The organism is Flavobacterium sp. RNTU_13 (assembly GCF_046614455.1).
In the GTDB taxonomy this organism is placed as follows: domain Bacteria; phylum Bacteroidota; class Bacteroidia; order Flavobacteriales; family Flavobacteriaceae; genus Flavobacterium.
Map to the genome: position 1 here is coordinate 495,153 of NZ_JBKJHB010000002.1, position 17,214 is coordinate 512,366.

General features: G+C 41.6%; 17 protein-coding genes. 12 read left to right on the forward strand and 5 right to left on the reverse strand.

Going from position 1 to position 17,214, the window contains the following annotated elements; translation table 11 throughout:
* Positions 1–106 precede the first annotated feature (106 nt).
* The 5 genes from ACLI08_RS07300 to ACLI08_RS07320 are packed head-to-tail and all read right to left on the reverse strand — an operon-like array spanning position 107 to position 5,494.
* Positions 107–1,447, reverse strand: a complete 1,341-nt coding sequence (locus ACLI08_RS07300; protein ID WP_411427810.1) for a DUF58 domain-containing protein — start codon at positions 1,445–1,447, stop codon at positions 107–109.
* The gene (locus ACLI08_RS07305; protein ID WP_411427811.1) at positions 1,447–2,505 is read right to left on the reverse strand and encodes an AAA family ATPase; all 1,059 of its coding nucleotides are present in this window, start codon (positions 2,503–2,505) and stop codon (positions 1,447–1,449) included. The genes ACLI08_RS07300 and ACLI08_RS07305 overlap by 1 nt, the downstream gene beginning before the upstream one ends.
* Positions 2,502–3,701, reverse strand: coding sequence for a hypothetical protein (locus ACLI08_RS07310; protein ID WP_411427812.1), 1,200 nt, complete (start codon positions 3,699–3,701; stop codon positions 2,502–2,504). The genes ACLI08_RS07305 and ACLI08_RS07310 overlap by 4 nt, the downstream gene beginning before the upstream one ends.
* Before the next feature lie 3 nt (positions 3,702–3,704).
* Entirely contained in the window at positions 3,705–4,499 is a 795-nt protein-coding gene (locus ACLI08_RS07315) for a hypothetical protein (protein ID WP_411427813.1), read from the reverse strand.
* Positions 4,500–4,516: 17 nt separating this feature from the next.
* The gene (locus tag ACLI08_RS07320; RefSeq protein ID WP_411427814.1) at positions 4,517–5,494 is read right to left on the reverse strand and encodes a stage II sporulation protein M; all 978 of its coding nucleotides are present in this window, start codon (positions 5,492–5,494) and stop codon (positions 4,517–4,519) included.
* 23 nt (positions 5,495–5,517) lie between these two features.
* On the opposite strand from ACLI08_RS07320, the gene ACLI08_RS07325 reads away from it, so the two are divergent.
* The 12 genes from ACLI08_RS07325 (at position 5,518) to ACLI08_RS07380 (ending at position 17,171) form a co-directional block, all read left to right on the forward strand.
* Positions 5,518–6,267 carry an RDD family protein gene (locus ACLI08_RS07325; RefSeq protein ID WP_411427815.1) on the forward strand — a complete coding sequence of 250 codons (750 nt, stop codon included), beginning with the start codon at positions 5,518–5,520 and terminating at the stop codon, positions 6,265–6,267.
* A 76-nt stretch (positions 6,268–6,343) separates the two neighbouring features.
* Entirely contained in the window at positions 6,344–6,673 is a 330-nt protein-coding gene (locus ACLI08_RS07330) for a LysM peptidoglycan-binding domain-containing protein (protein ID WP_411427816.1), read from the forward strand.
* An 83-nt stretch (positions 6,674–6,756) separates the two neighbouring features.
* Positions 6,757–8,682, forward strand: a complete 1,926-nt coding sequence (locus tag ACLI08_RS07335; RefSeq protein WP_411427817.1) for a LysM peptidoglycan-binding domain-containing protein — start codon at positions 6,757–6,759, stop codon at positions 8,680–8,682.
* 18 nt (positions 8,683–8,700) lie between these two features.
* On the forward strand, positions 8,701–9,102 hold the full coding sequence (locus ACLI08_RS07340) for an OsmC family protein (RefSeq protein WP_411427818.1): 402 nt from the start codon (positions 8,701–8,703) through the stop codon (positions 9,100–9,102).
* Positions 9,103–9,104: 2 nt separating this feature from the next.
* Positions 9,105–9,341: a DUF3820 family protein gene (locus ACLI08_RS07345; protein WP_411427819.1), complete on the forward strand. Its 237-nt coding sequence runs from the start codon at positions 9,105–9,107 to the stop codon at positions 9,339–9,341.
* Positions 9,342–9,517: 176 nt separating this feature from the next.
* Positions 9,518–11,134, forward strand: a complete 1,617-nt coding sequence (locus tag ACLI08_RS07350) for a CTP synthase (RefSeq protein WP_411427820.1) — start codon at positions 9,518–9,520, stop codon at positions 11,132–11,134.
* Positions 11,135–11,185: 51 nt separating this feature from the next.
* A complete protein-coding gene (yidC, locus tag ACLI08_RS07355; protein WP_411427821.1) occupies positions 11,186–13,087 on the forward strand; it encodes a membrane protein insertase YidC in 1,902 nt (633 codons plus the stop codon).
* A gap of 108 nt (positions 13,088–13,195) precedes the next feature.
* Positions 13,196–13,915, forward strand: a complete 720-nt coding sequence (locus tag ACLI08_RS07360) for a hypothetical protein (protein ID WP_411427822.1) — start codon at positions 13,196–13,198, stop codon at positions 13,913–13,915.
* A gap of 47 nt (positions 13,916–13,962) precedes the next feature.
* A complete protein-coding gene (gene mnmA / locus ACLI08_RS07365; RefSeq protein ID WP_411427823.1) occupies positions 13,963–15,150 on the forward strand; it encodes a tRNA 2-thiouridine(34) synthase MnmA in 1,188 nt (395 codons plus the stop codon).
* Between the two features lie 73 nt (positions 15,151–15,223).
* On the forward strand, positions 15,224–15,808 hold the full coding sequence (locus ACLI08_RS07370; protein ID WP_411427824.1) for a hypothetical protein: 585 nt from the start codon (positions 15,224–15,226) through the stop codon (positions 15,806–15,808).
* 2 nt (positions 15,809–15,810) lie between these two features.
* Complete coding sequence (locus tag ACLI08_RS07375) at positions 15,811–16,449, forward strand: TatD family hydrolase (protein ID WP_411427825.1); 639 nt, start codon at positions 15,811–15,813, stop codon at positions 16,447–16,449.
* Positions 16,449–17,171 carry a ThiF family adenylyltransferase gene (locus ACLI08_RS07380; RefSeq protein ID WP_411427826.1) on the forward strand — a complete coding sequence of 241 codons (723 nt, stop codon included), beginning with the start codon at positions 16,449–16,451 and terminating at the stop codon, positions 17,169–17,171. The genes ACLI08_RS07375 and ACLI08_RS07380 overlap by 1 nt, the downstream gene beginning before the upstream one ends.
* Positions 17,172–17,214 lie beyond the last annotated feature (43 nt).

Here is a 17,214-nt window from a genome sequence, read left to right on the forward strand (position 1 = left end):
AGGCGCTGTTTTATCTCTATGAAACGGAAACAGAAAAGCGGGAATTAATGAAAGAAACATTAGCCCTATATTAAACCGGTCTGTTTGTTCTGTGGTAAGTTTCATGTTACAAAATCCCCCTTGCCTTAATTTCAAGATATTTATTTATACTGTCTACAGTAAGATTTTCTGGTTTTGTTAATACAGAATAAATACCGTATTTACGTAACTCATTTACAATGAGTCTTTTTTCGTAAGCAAACTTTTCAGCTACAACCTGGTAATAAATTTCTCGGGTATTTTTAGGCGTAGTCCTTATAATAGCATCCAACTCTACATTTTCAAAGAAAACAACTACCAGCAGGTGGTTTTTAGCGATAGCTTTAAGATACGGAAGCTGTCTTTTTAAACCGTCCAGCGTTTCAAAGTTGGTGTATAGCAGCATAAGGCTGCGCTGGGTAATAGTACGTTTCAGGTCGGCATACAGCCTGCCGAAATCGCTTTCAAAGTAATTAGTCTCTACATTATACAGTTTTTCCTGTATACGCTGCATTTGGCCCCCGCGCTTTTCGGCAGGAATATAATTACCAATGGTTTTACTAAAGGTAAGCAAGCCGGCACGGTCGTCTTTACGCAATATAATGCTACTGAGTACCAGTGCCGAATTAATGGCATAATCCAGCAGGCTCAGGCCGTTAAAAGGCATTTTCATTACCCTTCCGGTGTCTATAACCATGTATATGTTTTGGGAGCGTACATCCTGGTACTGGTTTACCATAAGCTGTTGCCGCTTTGCGGTAGCTTTCCAGTTTATGGTACGGATGTCGTCGCCGGATATGTATTCTTTTATCTGCTCAAACTCTAAAGTGTGCCCCAGCCTGCGTACCTTTTTTAACCCTTGTTCTGTTAACTTATCACTTATAGCCATTAGCTCGTACCGGTGCATTTGCATATAGCTCGGGTAGGTAGGGACCATGGTTGTTTCGGTAGTAACAAAGCGGCGTGCAGCCAGTCTCAGCGGCGAAGATACATACACGTTTAACTTCCCGAAATGGTATTCCCCACGGCTGGTGGGCCTAAGGAAAAAGTTAAATGTAGAGGTTTGGTTAACCGGTATTGTTTTCCTGATGTCAAAGTTCCGTTCCTGAAACTGCACCGGTAATTCGTCTATAACCTTTATGTTTATGGCAAAAGGGTAGGGGTTATATACTTTTATGCTAACAGGGTTATCATCACCATTGCTAAATTTCTCCGGGGTTTTTCTTTTGGCTTCAAATTTGCGCCCGCCGGTAAACAATAGTATTAAGTCTGTAACCAGCACCAAGACAAATATGTATGTAATAATCCATGTGGCAGTGTAAAGCCACGGGAACAAAAAAGACAGCATGAAGAGCCCCAGTACCCCTGAAAAGAGGTAAAAGGCAAAGTTGTTAATGTAAAGGCTCCGCAGCTGTTTTAGTAGTTTCATTATCTTGGAATTTCTACAGCGTCTATAATTTGTCTTATGATTTGTTCTCCTGTAAGCCCTTCCATTTCGCGCTCAGGTGCTACAGTTACACGGTGCCTTAGTACCGGTATGGCAGCGTTTTTAATATCTTCTGGAGTTACAAAGTCCCTGCCGTTAATAGCTGCAAAACCTTTTGAAGCATTAAGAATGGCAATAGAGGCACGCGGAGATGCCCCAAGGTACAGGTAAGCGTTTTCGCGGGTATTGTTTACTATTTTTGCAATATACCCTAAAAGCTCCGGCGCTATAACAATTTGTTTTACCAGTGCCTGAAACTCCAGTATCTGCTCTCGGTTGATAACTTCATTTACATGATCCAGCTTATCGCCACTTTTAATGGCATTTTCGCGTTCCAGTATTTTAATTTCTTCTATAAGGGTAGGGTACTTTATGTTTATTTTAAACAGGAAACGATCCAGCTGCGCCTCCGGTAGCCTGTACGTACCTTCTTGTTCTATTGGGTTTTGGGTAGCAATTACTAAGAACGGAGCCTCTAAAATATGCGACTCTCCCTCTACCGTAATCTGGCGTTCTTCCATTACCTCAAACAGTGCAGCTTGTGTTTTTGCCGGAGCGCGGTTGATTTCGTCAATCAATACAAAGTTTGAAAACACAGGGCCTTTTTTAAAGTTAAAGTCAGATTTAGACAGATTAAATACCGATGTACCCAAAATGTCGCTTGGCATAAGGTCTGGTGTAAACTGTATACGGCTAAAGTCTAAAGACAATGCTTTGCTAAGCAGCTTTACCGTAACGGTTTTAGCTACGCCCGGAACACCTTCTATAAGTACGTGCCCGTTGCTTAGCAGGGCTACTATAAGCTGATCTGTCATTTGGTGCTGGCCTACAATAACCGAACTTATTTCCTGCCTTATGGCGGCAATGCCCTCGGTTAGTTTGCTAAGGTTCAGCCTTCCGTCAAAATGTAAGGTATCGTTTTCCGGTTGTGCGGCTTCTGTTTGTCCTGCTTTTGGCAGGTAGTCGTTGTGGTCAGGGTTTATGTTGTCAAATTCTGTCATAACCGTAGTTTTTCTATGGCGTTATTTATTGCTAAAAGGTCGGCTTCGCTGCTTCCCAGATTTTGGCGGTGCCTTTTAATCAGTTCTACAGCAGTGTATATATCTTCTTTACTTTTTCCTGTTTTGGCGTGTAGCTTGTCTACAAACTCATTGTTAAGGTTGTAGGTGTCTATAAAATATTCGCGCCTTATACCTTCTAAAAAGTAAATGATTTTTTTATCTATAATATCATCGTTGTTGCCTTCCTGATGGTACAGGTTGCCTATGGTTCTTGTAAAATCAACCGTACTGTTTTGTACGGGCGGTATAACCGGCACTATGCGTTGCTTTCGGCGTGCGTTAAAAAACGCAAACAACACCAGGGTAAGCAGCCCCAGGTACCAAAACGATCGGAAAGCAGGTTCTTTAAGGAAACTGTCTATTAAACCACGCGAGTTATCTTGTATGCTGCCTATGCCGGTTTGCCAGTAAATGGTTCCCTGTGGTATGGCAGAAGCTAAGGCCTCTACATATTTATAATTTTGACCTTGAAGAAGGTAATAGTTAGAAAAAACTTCAGGGTGGTTGCTTATAATAAATCTTCCGTAACCGTATTTAACCTCAATAAGGCTGGGTGTTATCCTGCCGTTTAAATTTTGGTAACCTAAAATATGGGTGCTATCGTTGTTTTTTAAAATAATTTCGCTGTTTATAGATCCCTTTAACAGCGATACTTTTTCTTTTGGTTTTTTAGTAGTGTACACCACTGTTGGTTTCGGCTTATCGTTATACAACGTTACGATTTGAACGCCGATTGAATCAGAAATAGTTTGTGGCAATACATTCATGCAAAGTACTGCCGTATTGCCTTCGCTTACAAACGATAAAAGGCTTGCAGACGCCTCTTCCTCATCAAAGAAGCTTATTGTGCTTTCAGCTATTCTCATGTAACAGTTAGCAGGGTCCGGGGAATACTCCTTCTTAAAATAAACGCTGTCTACAACAACGTTTGCATCGGCAGATATGCGCTCAATCTTACTACCTTTAAACAAAGAATCGGCCTGCTCATTAAATACAAGCAGGTCTATAGGTTTTTTGCCGCTAGGTGTATAATACGGCGTAAAATCAGGCTGTTTTGGCCTTGCGGCTTCGGCAATCATAACCAATGTTAGCAGTACAAAAACAATGCTCCCCGATATTATAAGTAATTTTTTCATTGCTTACAGGGTTTTAATGGTTTTGTTAAATGCCGAACGGGCTTTTAAATAGCCGTAGTCGTTAAGTGGGAAGTCGCCGTACCAAATGTAATCATAAAGGTACGATAAGTACCTGAAATCGTCTTTTATCCGGGTATCGTATATCTCGTTGTAATAATCGTTGTTCGTCTTTTCTATATTCCAGGTTATCATGCCCCTGGCAGAAAGTTTTTGCAGCAACCATAGGTAATAGTACCGGGTGGCAAGCTTGTAATCGTTGTTTGCCTCGGTTTGTTCTATGAGCTGGGCAAAGTTTGTTTCCAGTATATTTTCTTCTGCAAAACCCTCGCGGCTGACATTTTTAGCATTGCGTGAAAACAACCATGATATATCGCCACGTATAATGGTAATTATAATAATTACTACAGCAGCTACGAGCAGCAGGCGTAAAAACCATTTAAGTATCAGTAATAATGTACTGTAATCCCTTTCAACCGGTTGTTCATTGCTAGTTGAATTAAATATACTACTTATAAAATCGCGTATTTTTTTTAAGAAACCACCAATCCCGGTCTCCGACTCTTTTTTTTCGGAGTAGTCAAAATCGTCGTCGTTGTATCTGTTTTTAAATTTTGGGTGGAATGTTTTATTTGTGTATACAGGCTCGTTTATTTCTGATGTATAGGTTTCATCTGAAGTTATGGTATCTCCGCTGATAAACCTGCTTATGGGTTGCACAACAGTATCCTCATCCTGAAATGCGTACAGGGGAGAAACTAATGTAAACAGTAATAGTATAGCTATAAAATGCTTTTTCACAACTTGGATTTGGTGGTTTATCGTTTGCTTTGGTTGTTCATTACCCGGTTATAAACCCTTTTTGGGTAAATAAGATAGTACCATGATATAAGCAACAATGTAGACAAAATTATAAAAATATTAAGCACAAGTGGCATCTCCAGCGCGTAGCGTGTAACAAAACCCTCAATTGTTCCGGCAAAAATGGTAAAGGGTATGGTACTAAACCATATAATTAAACCATTTTTAAAACCGTGTTTTAGAGAAACCAACCTTGAGTATGTTTTAGGGAACAGTACACTGGCACCTATTACAAAGCCCGCAGCAGCTTCTATTACCATGCCGAAAATTTCCATGGCGCCGTGCAGCCATATACCCCTGACGCTTTTGCCAAATACACCGTGCTCATAAAAAAAGTACTGAAACGCACCCAGCATTATGGTGTTCTGAAAAAGTACATACGCCGTACCCACGCCGCCCGTAATACCTAATATAAACTCTTTTATGCCTACTTCAAGGTTGTTCAGGGTTATGCCTATGGCGCTACCCCAGTCTGAACCGGATTTGTAAATGGCTACCGGATTGCCTTTTTTTATGTTTTGTAATGTTTCTTCTACATAGCCATCGCCCACAACAAGCCTTAGGAAGTCTGATTCTTTTACGGCACAAAAAACACCTATAAACAGGAAAAAGCCAAACAACGCAAACGCATACAATACATACCGGCGGTTAGCATATACAGTTAATGGAACATCGGTAGTAAAAAATGACAGGATGCGGTTTTTTTCGTGGCGTTTGGTTTTGTAAATAAGTTGGTAGGTTCGTGCTGCAAGGTTGTTCAGGTAAATAACGGCTTTACTTTTTGGATAATAGGTTTGTGCAAAAGCCAGGTCGTTTACAAGCTGTATATAAAGGCTGGCAAGCTCATCAGGATTTTTTTTAACCTTCCCGAAGATTGCCTGCTCAAATTCCAGCCATTTTTCTTTATTTTGTTTTATAAAAGCGATTTCCCTCATAACAGGGCTAAAAATATAAAATTATGTCGCAACTTGCCATAACCACCACACAAAATGTCAACATTAATTTCACAACTGCAAATACTGGAGACAGGGTGCTGTCTTACCTGATAGATTTAGTGGTGTTTGCTGTATATCTGTCATCGGTTAACTTCATTGCGAAGTACACCGGCCTGGAGCAGGCCGTACAGGCTCAGGATGGGTGGACACAGCGCGCCATTACCGGAGTGATCCTTTTACCGGTATCGCTTTATTCATTGCTGTGCGAAAATCTTATGGATGGGCAAAGCATAGGCAAAAAGCTGCTTAAACTAAAAGTTATAAAGATAGATGGCTACCAGGCGGGCTTCTCTGATTACTTAATACGCTGGATATTTCGCCTCTTTGAGAGTGCAGGTATAATGGCGGTTGTAGGTATAATAGCAATGGCGGTAAACAAAGATTCGCGCAGGCTGGGCGACTTAGCAGCCGGTACCGCCGTAATAAGCCTTAGAAATAAAATAAACATATCGCATACTATATTAGTGGAGCTTGAAAACGACTATGTTCCTACCTACCCTGATGTTATAAAGCTTAGCGATAACGACATGCGTATTATAAAAGAAACGTATGAAGTTAGCTACAAAACAACTGACTTTGCCACTATGGAAAGGCTGCAGCAAAAAATAGAGGAGGTAACAGGTATAAAATCTAAAAATGACTCGGCTACCACGTTTGTTAACGTGGTTTTAAAAGACTACAATTATTACACACAGGGAATGTTGAAAACTTAATGCTAATCATTTAATTTTTAAATAATTAATTCGTAATTTTTACCGGTTGTTAAACTTTGCTTAAAATCGGAAAATTATGAAAATGAGAGTGTTATGTTTTTGGGTATTTTTTGGTTCTGTCGGAGCGGTATTTTCACAGCAAAATAATCAAAGTTCTGGCAATGATACAATTGCGAATTCAGTAGTGGGGCATAGGGTAGAAATGGGCGAAACCGTTATGCTCATTGCCCGTAAGTATCATATAACTCCTGATGATATTTATGAATTAAATCCCGATGCTGTGCATGGTATTACGTTTAATACGGTACTCCAGTTACCTGCAGACAAGGTGCGTGCTAAAGCGGTTGAGAAGAAGCATAGTACAGCTTCAGCTTATGCCAATACAGCAAAACCAAAGGGCTTTTAACGTAAAATTAGAAGAAAAAAGCGCTTTCGAGCCGTTACAAAATGTACCTTTGTGTCGTCTTTATGATAAAAAAATAACAGCGCATGAAATACATTTTAGCAATTACATTTACCTTATCCATGTTTTGTATGTCGGCTTTTGGGCAAGACTACAAAAAACACAAGGTAGCTAAAGGTGAAACCGTAGAGAGCATCAGCAAAAAATATCTTGTTACCCCATACGATATTTATCGTTTAAACCCCGATGCTAAAAACGGGCTAAAAACAGAGACAGTATTACTTATACCAAACAAAACTGCTAAAACGCTTCCTGCAGGCACTGCTGTTAAAGAGCCATCGGCTAAGGTAGTAAATACAGTACATGCTGTAGCTGCCGGCGAAACCATGTTTAGCGTGGCTAAAAAATATGGCATTACGGTTGCCGATTTAGAAAAGGCAAACGCCACCCGTGGTAAAGAAGCGCTTAAAACAGGGGAGAAGCTTATAATTCCCATTAAAGGTAGTGGCGTGGCCGCGCAGGCCAAAACAGCCGAAAAACAGATAGCTAAAAAACAGGGTACCGCCTATATGTACCATGTGGTAGAGGCTGGCGAAACCAAGTACAGCATTTCTAAGAAATTCGGGATGACCGTACAGCTGCTTGAAGAACTGAACCCGGAGGTGAAAGATACCCTTCCACTGGGCTACAAACTTAAGCTGGCTAAAAACGCCGTTTTAGAGAAAGCCAAAGAGCCTGTTACGGCTACTGAGGTTAAAGAGGCGGTGGCTAAAAGCTATAAAGATTATACAGTTCAGCCTAAGGAAACCCTATACAGCCTTACCAAACAGACCGGCCTTAATGAGGAAGAACTGGTTAAGTTAAATCCCGCGCTTAAAGACGGTGTAAAAGAAGGTATGGTTATTAAAGTGCCTATGGGTACCGCTGCTCCCGTAGCGGTAAGAGACCTTACTGATTTTTCTGCTTCGGTTAAAAAGGATCAGCAGGCTAAAAAGCTGTCGCTGTTACTTCCGTTTAACATGTACAGGCTGGAGACCGATACCATTAAGTCGAAACTACTGAGGAACGATAAGTTTCTTAACCTTACCCTTGATTTTTATGCCGGTGCCATGATGGCGGTAGACTCGGCGCGCGTTATGGGCCTTCCGCTTAACGTGCAGGTACTCGATGCCCGTGAAACCAACAAAACATCTGATTTGGTATCGTTAAAAAATAGTGTTGCAGGGTCTGATGTTATTGTAGGGCCGTTTTTCCAGAGTAACGCAGAGAGTGCCGCCGCTTTGTTCCCTAATGCCGTAGTGGTTTCTCCATTGGCTAAGGAAGTGGGTACGCCGCACGATAACCTGTACTACAGTATTCCCACCGATGAAGATATGCGAAACGCCCTGTACGACTACCTGCAAAGTAAAGGCGGTAACGTAGTGGCTGTGATTTCTACCAAAAAACTTGCCTCGCGCAACTATATCAAAACAAATTACCCTGATTTTAAAATACTTGACGGTGGCGTTACCGGAGATGGTATGCGCGCCCTGCTGGTAAAGGGTAAACAAAACTATGTAATACTTGACAGCGAAAGCCTTGGTGCTATTTCGGGTGCGGTTAAGTTACTTGCAGAGGCGCAGAAAGATTTTAACATACAGCTTGCTGTGGCAGATAAGAGTGATAAGTACGACAACGATGAGGTGCCGTTGGATAAGCTTATTAAGCTAAGATTGCTTTACCCGTCTATAACCCGCGACATACAAAGCCCGCAACAGGAATTGTTTGATAAGTTATACCGCCAGAAAAACGGCGCTAACCCCACACCTTACGCCGTACGTGGATTTGATATAACCTTTGATATGATTATGCGTATGTTTCAGCCTGAGGAGCTAAAAGCTATAATGGGCGCAAAAGCAAGTGAGCAGGTGGAGAACAAATTTATGTATGTGGCGCATGATGGCGGTAACTACAATAAGGGAATTTACATTATGCAATACAACGCGGGTAATATAGTAACCGAAGCGAAATAATAAACAACACATTTTATAATGGCAACATCTAAAGTAACATATCTGGGAGATCTTCGTACATCATCTGCACACTTGCAGTCAGGTGCCGAAATAGTATCAGATGCGCCGCTGGACAACAACGGTAAGGGCGAAGCGTTTTCTCCAACTGACACCGTGGCAAATGCCCTGGCCAGTTGCATGCTTACCATAATGGGTATTAAAGCCCGTGATATGGGTGTAGCGCTGGAAGGCACTACTGCTGAGGTTCATAAAATCATGGCTGCAGAGCCCCGCAGGATTTCGGGAATAAAAATTGTGTTCAGCTTTAAGAGTGATGCCGACGAAAAGTCGCGCACCATACTGGAGCGTGCAGCCATGACGTGTCCGGTATTTTACAGCCTGCACCCGGATATTGAAAAAGACATTACTTTTAACTGGTAACTATGGATGGCCAGCAAAAAGAACTTATAAAACTGGCGCATGCCAAAATGCCCTTCGGTAAATACGAGGGGCATTATCTTATAGAGCTGCCGGAATATTACCTGGTTTGGTTTAAAACCAAAGGTTTCCCGAAAGGTAAGCTGGGAGAGCAGCTGCAAACCGTTTACGAACTTAAGTTAAACGGCCTTGAACCCCTTTTGCGTAACATAAGGGCGCAATTTCCTAAACCCTTAACATAGGTGTAAATTATAGTGTAATACCTGTAACAATTTACAATTGTGGCGACTATTATGTTGCGTTTTAAATTGTTACACCGTATTGCTGATACATTGATTAATTCCTTTTTCAGTCAATTAATTTTTGTACTTTTGCCACGTTTTTTACTACAACAACAACACAACAAGAGGAATTAATAATGAATCAGACAAAGTATATTTTTGTTACCGGAGGTGTTACCAGTTCCCTGGGTAAGGGCATTATAGCAGCTTCGCTGGCAAAATTATTGCAGGCCAGGGGGTACAGGACTACCATTCAGAAATTTGACCCCTACATTAATGTAGACCCGGGAACGCTAAACCCGTACGAGCACGGCGAATGTTATGTAACAGACGATGGTGCCGAAACAGACCTTGACCTTGGCCACTATGAACGTTTCCTCAATGTGCCTACATCGCAGGCCAATAATGTAACAACAGGCAGGGTATACCTTTCTGTTATAGAAAAAGAGCGCCGTGGCGAGTTTCTTGGTAAAACAGTGCAGGTGGTACCGCACATAACCAATGAAATCAAGGAGCGTATGCAGCTTCTGGGTAATACAGGCGATTTTGATATTGTAATTACCGAAATAGGGGGTACGGTAGGCGACATAGAGTCGTTACCTTACATAGAATCTGTAAGGCAGCTTATTTATGACCTGGGTGAAAACAACAGCATTGTAGTGCACCTAACCCTGGTGCCTTACCTTGCAGCCGCGGGCGAGTTAAAGACCAAGCCTACGCAGCACTCGGTAAAAACGCTTATGGAAAGCGGTATAAAAGCCGATATACTGGTATGCCGTACAGAGCATGAGCTTTCGGCTGACCTAAGGCAAAAGCTGGCTGCGTTTTGTAACGTAAAAAAAGAAGCGGTTATACAATCTATAGACGCTTCTACCATATATGATGTGCCAAACCTTATGCTGGAGGAAGGGCTTGATAAAGTTACTCTTAAAAAGCTGGACCTGCCCGAAAAGGCTACGCCGGATTTAGCACAGTGGAACGAGTTTTTATTCAGGCATAAAAACCCAAGGCATACGGTAAACATAGGCCTGGTAGGTAAATATGTAGAGCTTCAGGATTCGTACAAATCTATACTGGAAGCCTTTATACATGCCGGTGCAACTAATGAAACTAAAGTTAATGTAATCAGTATACACTCTGAATACATAGATAAAGATAATGTGTCAGATAAGCTTCAGGGCTTAGATGGTATACTTGTGGCTCCGGGATTTGGCGGCCGTGGAATAGAAGGTAAAATAGAAACCGTACGTTTTGCCCGCGAAAACAAAATACCGTTCTTTGGTATTTGCTTAGGTATGCAAATGGCGGTTATAGAGTTTGCACGTAATGTGCTGGGCTGGAAAGATGCCAATTCTACCGAAATGAATGATAATACTGCTTACCCCGTAATTAATATTATGGAGGAGCAGAAAACCGTAACCGATAAGGGTGGTACCATGCGCCTTGGGGCGTGGAAATGTGCCCTTACCGATGGTACGCTTGCAAGCCACATTTATAACGGGAAACCTGAAATTATGGAGCGCCACCGCCACCGTTACGAGTTTAACGGCGCTTATATGGAGCAGCTTACCGGTGCGGGCCTTACTGCATCTGGGGTAAATCCTGATACGGGCCTTGTAGAAATTATAGAATTAAACGACCACCCGTTTTTTATAGGGGTACAGTACCATCCGGAATATAAGAGTACGGTGGCAAACCCGCATCCGCTTTTTGTACATTTTGTAAAGGCTGCGGTAGAAAAAAAGAATGCGTAGCAGTGTGCCGCAAAATAGGTTAGCGGCCATTTGCCTCAACTATATGTAATAATGGAAGAAAAAAAGTTAGACGTAAAAACCCTGGTAGGTTTCGGTATTATTATTTTAATGCTGGGCTGGATGATGTTCAACAGCTCTCAAAAGCAACAAGAGGAAGCCAAAGCCAAACAGGCACAGGAAGCTAAACAAAAAGCTGCCGACAAAAAACAACAGGCTACTCAGGCGGCGTATGCTGCTACAACAGCCGGCGACTCTACAAAAGTAGCTGCACTACAAGGTACTTTAGGTGCATTTGCTTACAGTGCAGGCCTGCCTTCAGCTAAAGACAATGTAACCGAAATTAAAAATGATCTTGTTACTATTAAAGTGTCTAACAAGGGCGGTTATATTACAGACCTTGTGCTGAATAAGTTTGAGCAGTTTTCTAAAGATTCTAAAAAGCCTGTTGAGCTTATAAAAGCTAACAACGCGGCGCTAAACCTGCAGTTTAAAACAAAAGACAACAGGCAGCTAAATACAAAAGATCTTTATTTTGAACCTGTAGTGTCTAAAGAAGGCGAAAACCAGGTGCTAACCATGAGGCTTAAAGCGGGTGAAAACCAGTTTGTAGAGTACCGCTATGTACTGAAGCCAAACGACTATATGCTTGATTTTTCGCTACGTACACAAGGGCTTGCCCAGGTTGTAGACACCTCTAAGCCAATGGACTTAGAATGGTCTATGAAAACCTACCGTAACGAAAAGAGTGTATCTTACGAAAACCGTTATACCAATCTTGTTTACCTGTATGAGGGTGATAAAGATGATAAACTGGGTATGGGTAAATCAGACGAGGAAAGTGTAGAAAATGTAAACTACGTAGCGTTTAAGCAGCACTTCTTTACATCGATATTACTTACTGATCAGCCTTTTAAGAAAGCTGAGCTTACTTCTGAAAACTTAGTTAAGGAAGAAAAGACCGATACTATTTTTACCAAAAAATTTGTTGCTAAAATGCCTCTTGAATTTAAGGGTGGCGAACTTAGCTACAACATGAATATGTACTATGGCCCTTCAGACTACAATATCCTTACAAGCGATAAGTATGAAGGTAAACACCTGGACAGGGTTATGCCACTGGGTTGGGGTATCTTCGGGTGGATAAACCGTTACGTGTTTATTCCGGTATTTGGCCTTCTTAGTACCTTTCTTCCGTATGGTATAGGTATTATAGTGCTTACCATTCTTGTAAGGCTTATTATGTCTCCGGTTACGTATAAGTCATACGTTTCTCAGGCAAAAATGAAAGTACTTAAGCCGGAAATTGCAGAGATAAACGAGAAGTTTGCCAAAGATCCGCTTAAAAAACAACAGGAAACCATGAAGCTGTACTCGTCTGCCGGCGTAAATCCTATGGCGGGCTGTTTACCGGCGGTAATGCAAATCCCTGTATTCTATGCGTTGTTCCAATTCTTCCCTTCATATTTTGATTTAAGGCAAAAGAGCTTCCTTTGGGCGACCGACCTTTCGTCTTACGACCAGGTTTTCCACCTGCCGTTTTACATTCCGTTCTACGGAGACCACATTAGCTTGTTCCCTATACTTGCGTCACTGGCTATATTCTTCTATATGAGGATGACAACCGGAGACCAGGCCATGAGCGCGCCTCAGCAGGAAGGTATGCCGGACATGAGCAAGGTGATGAAAATAATGATATATATATCGCCGGTAATGATGCTTATATTCTTTAACAACTACGCATCGGGTCTGAGTTTGTACTACTTTGTTTCAAACCTTATTACCATAGGTATTATGTATGTGATTAAAAACCACATTGTAAAAGAAGATAAAATCCATGCCCTTATACAGGCTAACAAAAGCAAGCCTAAAAAGCAGGGAGGTTTCCAGCGAAAAATGCAGGAAATGATGGAGCAGGCCCAGGAGCAGCAAAAAGCTCAGGGACGCAAAAAATAAATCGCAAAAGCACTCTTCGGGGTGCTTTTGTTTTAATGGCGTGATTTTAGATAGTATTAAACAATATAAACTTGTATTTTCGGGTTTTTAAAAATAAAGTGTAGCGCAATGAACAAAACCACATTTTTCATTACTTCATTATTTGCAGTTTCTGTTTCTTTTGCCCAGCAGGCAAAGCTAAACCAGCTTGATGCTCAGGGTAAGCGCCACGGGCAGTGGAAAGGTATGTACGAGGGTACCACGCATCCGCGCTATGAGGGTACTTTTGACCACGGTAAAGAAACAGGAACGTTTAAGTTTTATACCAATACAGATAAGCCCCTGCTTAAAGCTACCAGGGTTTTTGCTAAAGACGGTTCTTGTATTACTACTTTTTTCGACGAAAAAGGAAGTAAGGTAAGCGAGGGTAAAGAGGTAAACCACAAGCAGGAAGGCGAGTGGAAATACTATCACAGCGCCGGTAAGGCCATAATGGCTTTAGAGTTTTATAAAGACGGAAAGCTTAGCGGCAAAAGAAAAGTATTTTACCCAGATGGCGCCGTAGCTGAGGAAAGTAATTATGTAAACGGTATTAAGGAAGGCGGCTACAAAAAGTTTAATGAAAAAGGCATAGTGCTGGAGGAAGCCACTTATGTAAACGGAACATATAACGGCAAGGTAACCTTTAGGGATGATGCCGGTAATGTAGCCTCTGAAGGGATGTATAAAGACAACCTTAAAACGGGTATCTGGAAGTTTTACGAAAACGGTAAGCTGGTAAAACAACAAGATATGGACGGTAAAAAAGTAGCTGTGCCACAGCAGGAAAAAACCTCTGGTACAAACTAAGATTATTTGTTGTACCTTTGTATCGAAATTTTTGAATGTATTTTTAAATGAAACGTGTAGTAGTAGGCCTATCGGGCGGAGTAGACAGTAGTGTGGCGGCGTACCTGCTTAAAGAGCAGGGGTATGAGGTTATTGGCCTTTTTATGAAGAACTGGCACGATGACAGCGTAACCATATCTAACGAATGCCCGTGGCTGGAAGACAGCAACGACGCGCTTTTAGTGGCCGAAAAGCTGGGTATACCTTTTCAAACGGTAGACCTTAGCGAGCAGTACAAAGAGCGCATTGTAGATTACATGTTTAACGAATACGAAAAAGGCCGCACGCCAAACCCGGATGTATTGTGTAACCGCGAAATTAAGTTTGACGTGTTTATGAAAATAGCTCTTAGCCTGGGCGCCGATTACGTGGCTACAGGTCACTATTGCCGCAGAGACATAATAGAAAAAGACGGTAAGGAAGTGTACAGGCTGCTTTCGGGCATTGACAATAATAAAGACCAGTCGTACTTTTTATGCCAGCTTTCGCAGGAGCAACTTAGTAAGGCGTTATTCCCGATAGGGGAGCTAACCAAGCCCGAAGTTCGTGCCATTGCGGCCGAACAAGGGTTGATTACCGCTGAGAAAAAAGACTCACAAGGACTTTGTTTTATAGGTAAAGTCCGCCTGCCGGAATTCCTGCAACAACAACTTCAACCAAAAGAAGGTATCATCTATGAAGTGAACGCTGATTTACCTTTGTACTCAGAAGCTGAACGTCAGTTTGCCAATATACAAGATAAACTGGCTTTTGAGGCCAAAAACATAAGCTATAGCCCTACAATGGCTAAGGTAGTGGGTAAACACCAGGGCGCTCATTATTACACCATAGGCCAACGCAAAGGGCTTAATGTAGGCGGTACAAAGGAGCCGTTATTTATTATAGCTACAGATGTGGCTACTAATGCTATTTACACGGGTCAGGGGCACAGCCATCCCGGCTTGTTCCGTAAGGCGCTGTACATACAGGAGAGTGAAATTCACTGGGTACGAGAAGACCTTGCCCTAAAAGACGGCGAAACCATGGAAGTTATGGTGCGTATACGCTACCGCCAGCCACTGCAAAAGGCCACCCTGCATAAGTTTGATAGCGGTATGTACATTTCGTTTGACCAACCGCAAAGTGCCATAACCGAAGGGCAGTTTGCTGCATGGCATATAGGCGATGAGCTTGTGGGAAGTGGAGTGATTTCTTAAATTGATTAATGTAAATTCATTATATTTATGCCTGATACAGTGATGTGTCAGGCGTTTTAATTTTTAATTATTTGTGGAAACAAAACATATTCAGGCAATAGGTAATTTTTTATCCTATTATGAAACTGACCTAGCTTATATTAAATCTTTTCAGGACTTTAAAAACAAAAAAGGAAATGTAAATAATCAATCGGGTAGCTTCTATTCTTTTTTAGTTGAATTTAGAGTTGTCCGAAATTTCGTGAAAGGTGAGGTTGACGATTTACTTATCCAAACTTACGATTGGATTACATCTGACTATCCAGACGATGTTGACAAATTTGCTCAAAAATTATCATCAACAAAATTAACAAGAGGGAATGTGATGGGGTCTATGGCCTCAAAAATCCTTTTCCTTAACAATCCATGGGAAATTATACCTATGGATAGGTTAGCAAGGCAAACACTGAAAGTAAGACAAAATGAATATTTTATTTATAAGGAAAAGTTACAGGATTTTAAAGAAGCCAATCGTATATTGCTGCAGGATTGTTTAGGAAAAATTGAACCTTTTGCTACGATCATTGAGAACAAATTTAATAATGATTTACAGGATTTAGAGATTATTCGAGCTAACCGGATGATTGATAAAATACTTTGGACTTTAGGAAAACAATAACCATGCTCTACAACCTACATACCCACCATTACACCAACAACCCAAATGTTTTTGAAGTAGTAAACAAATACCCTTATGAGGCCATTGATGTACCACAGTTTTCTACCGGAATCCATCCGTGGTATATAGACGAGGATAAGCTGGAGGAGCATCTTGCAGTTATAGAACAGCGGCTGCAACTGCCCGAATGTATTGCATTGGGCGAGTGCGGACTGGATAAACGCATTGAAATTCCGCTTGAGGTACAGATTCCCGTGTTTGAAAAACAATTATTGTTAGCAAAAAAATACCAAAAACCTGTAATTTTGCATCTTGTTGCAGCTTTTCAGGAACTCATAGACATAAAAAAGCGCCTTGACGTAGATTTGCCTATGGTGATCCATGGCTTCAGCAAGAATGTGCAGGTAGCTAAGCAACTGCTGGATAACGGTTTTTACCTTTCGTTTGGCAAGTATTTGTTGCGTAACCCTGAATTAAGCGAAGTGTTTGCTAAAGTGCCTGAAGATAGGTTTTTACTGGAAACCGATATGATTGAGGAGACCCTGGCAGAAGTTTACAACAAAGCAGCAACAGCAAGAAATTGGGATTTGGATACGCTTACCGCACAGGTGGCAACTAACTTTAAACGTATATTTATATAATGGCAATATGGCAGGAAAGGGCTGAACTGTTATTTAAAACAGAAGGGCTTGAACGACTTAGGAATTCTAAAGTAATGGTAGTGGGCCTTGGAGGTGTAGGCTCGTTTGCGGCTGAGTTTTTGGCTAGGGCAGGCGTGGGCAACATGACCATTGTAGATGGCGACACCGTAGATATTACAAACATTAACCGTCAGCTACCGGCGTTGCATAGTACAGTAGGGCAGCCGAAAGTAAAAATCGTAGGCGACAGGCTTATGGATATAAACCCCGAGCTTAATTTAACCCGTGTTGAAGAATTTCTTTCGCCGGAACGTGCATTTGAGTTGGTTACCCCTGAGTTTGATTACGTGCTGGACTGTATAGACAGCATTACGCCGAAATTAAACCTGATTATCGCAGCGAAGCGTAAAAAGGTAAAGATTATTAGTAACATGGGTGCAGGGGGCAAATATGAGGCTTCTAAAGTGCGTGTAGCCGATATAAGTAAAACTGATGTATGCCCGCTTGCGAAAACAGTACGTAAGCGCCTTAAAAAAGAGGGGATAACTAAAGGGGTTAAAGCAGTATTTTCTGTAGAAACACCGGACGAAACCAGCCTTAAAATGACAAACGGTCTTAACTTTAAAAAGTCATTCTTTGGTACTAACAGCTGGATGCCGGCACTTTTCGGGCTACACGCCGCTGAAACTGTAGTGAAGCACATCCTGAAACATAAAGAGTAATTATAAATACGCTATATAACAAAAACGCCGGTGCTAAGCACCG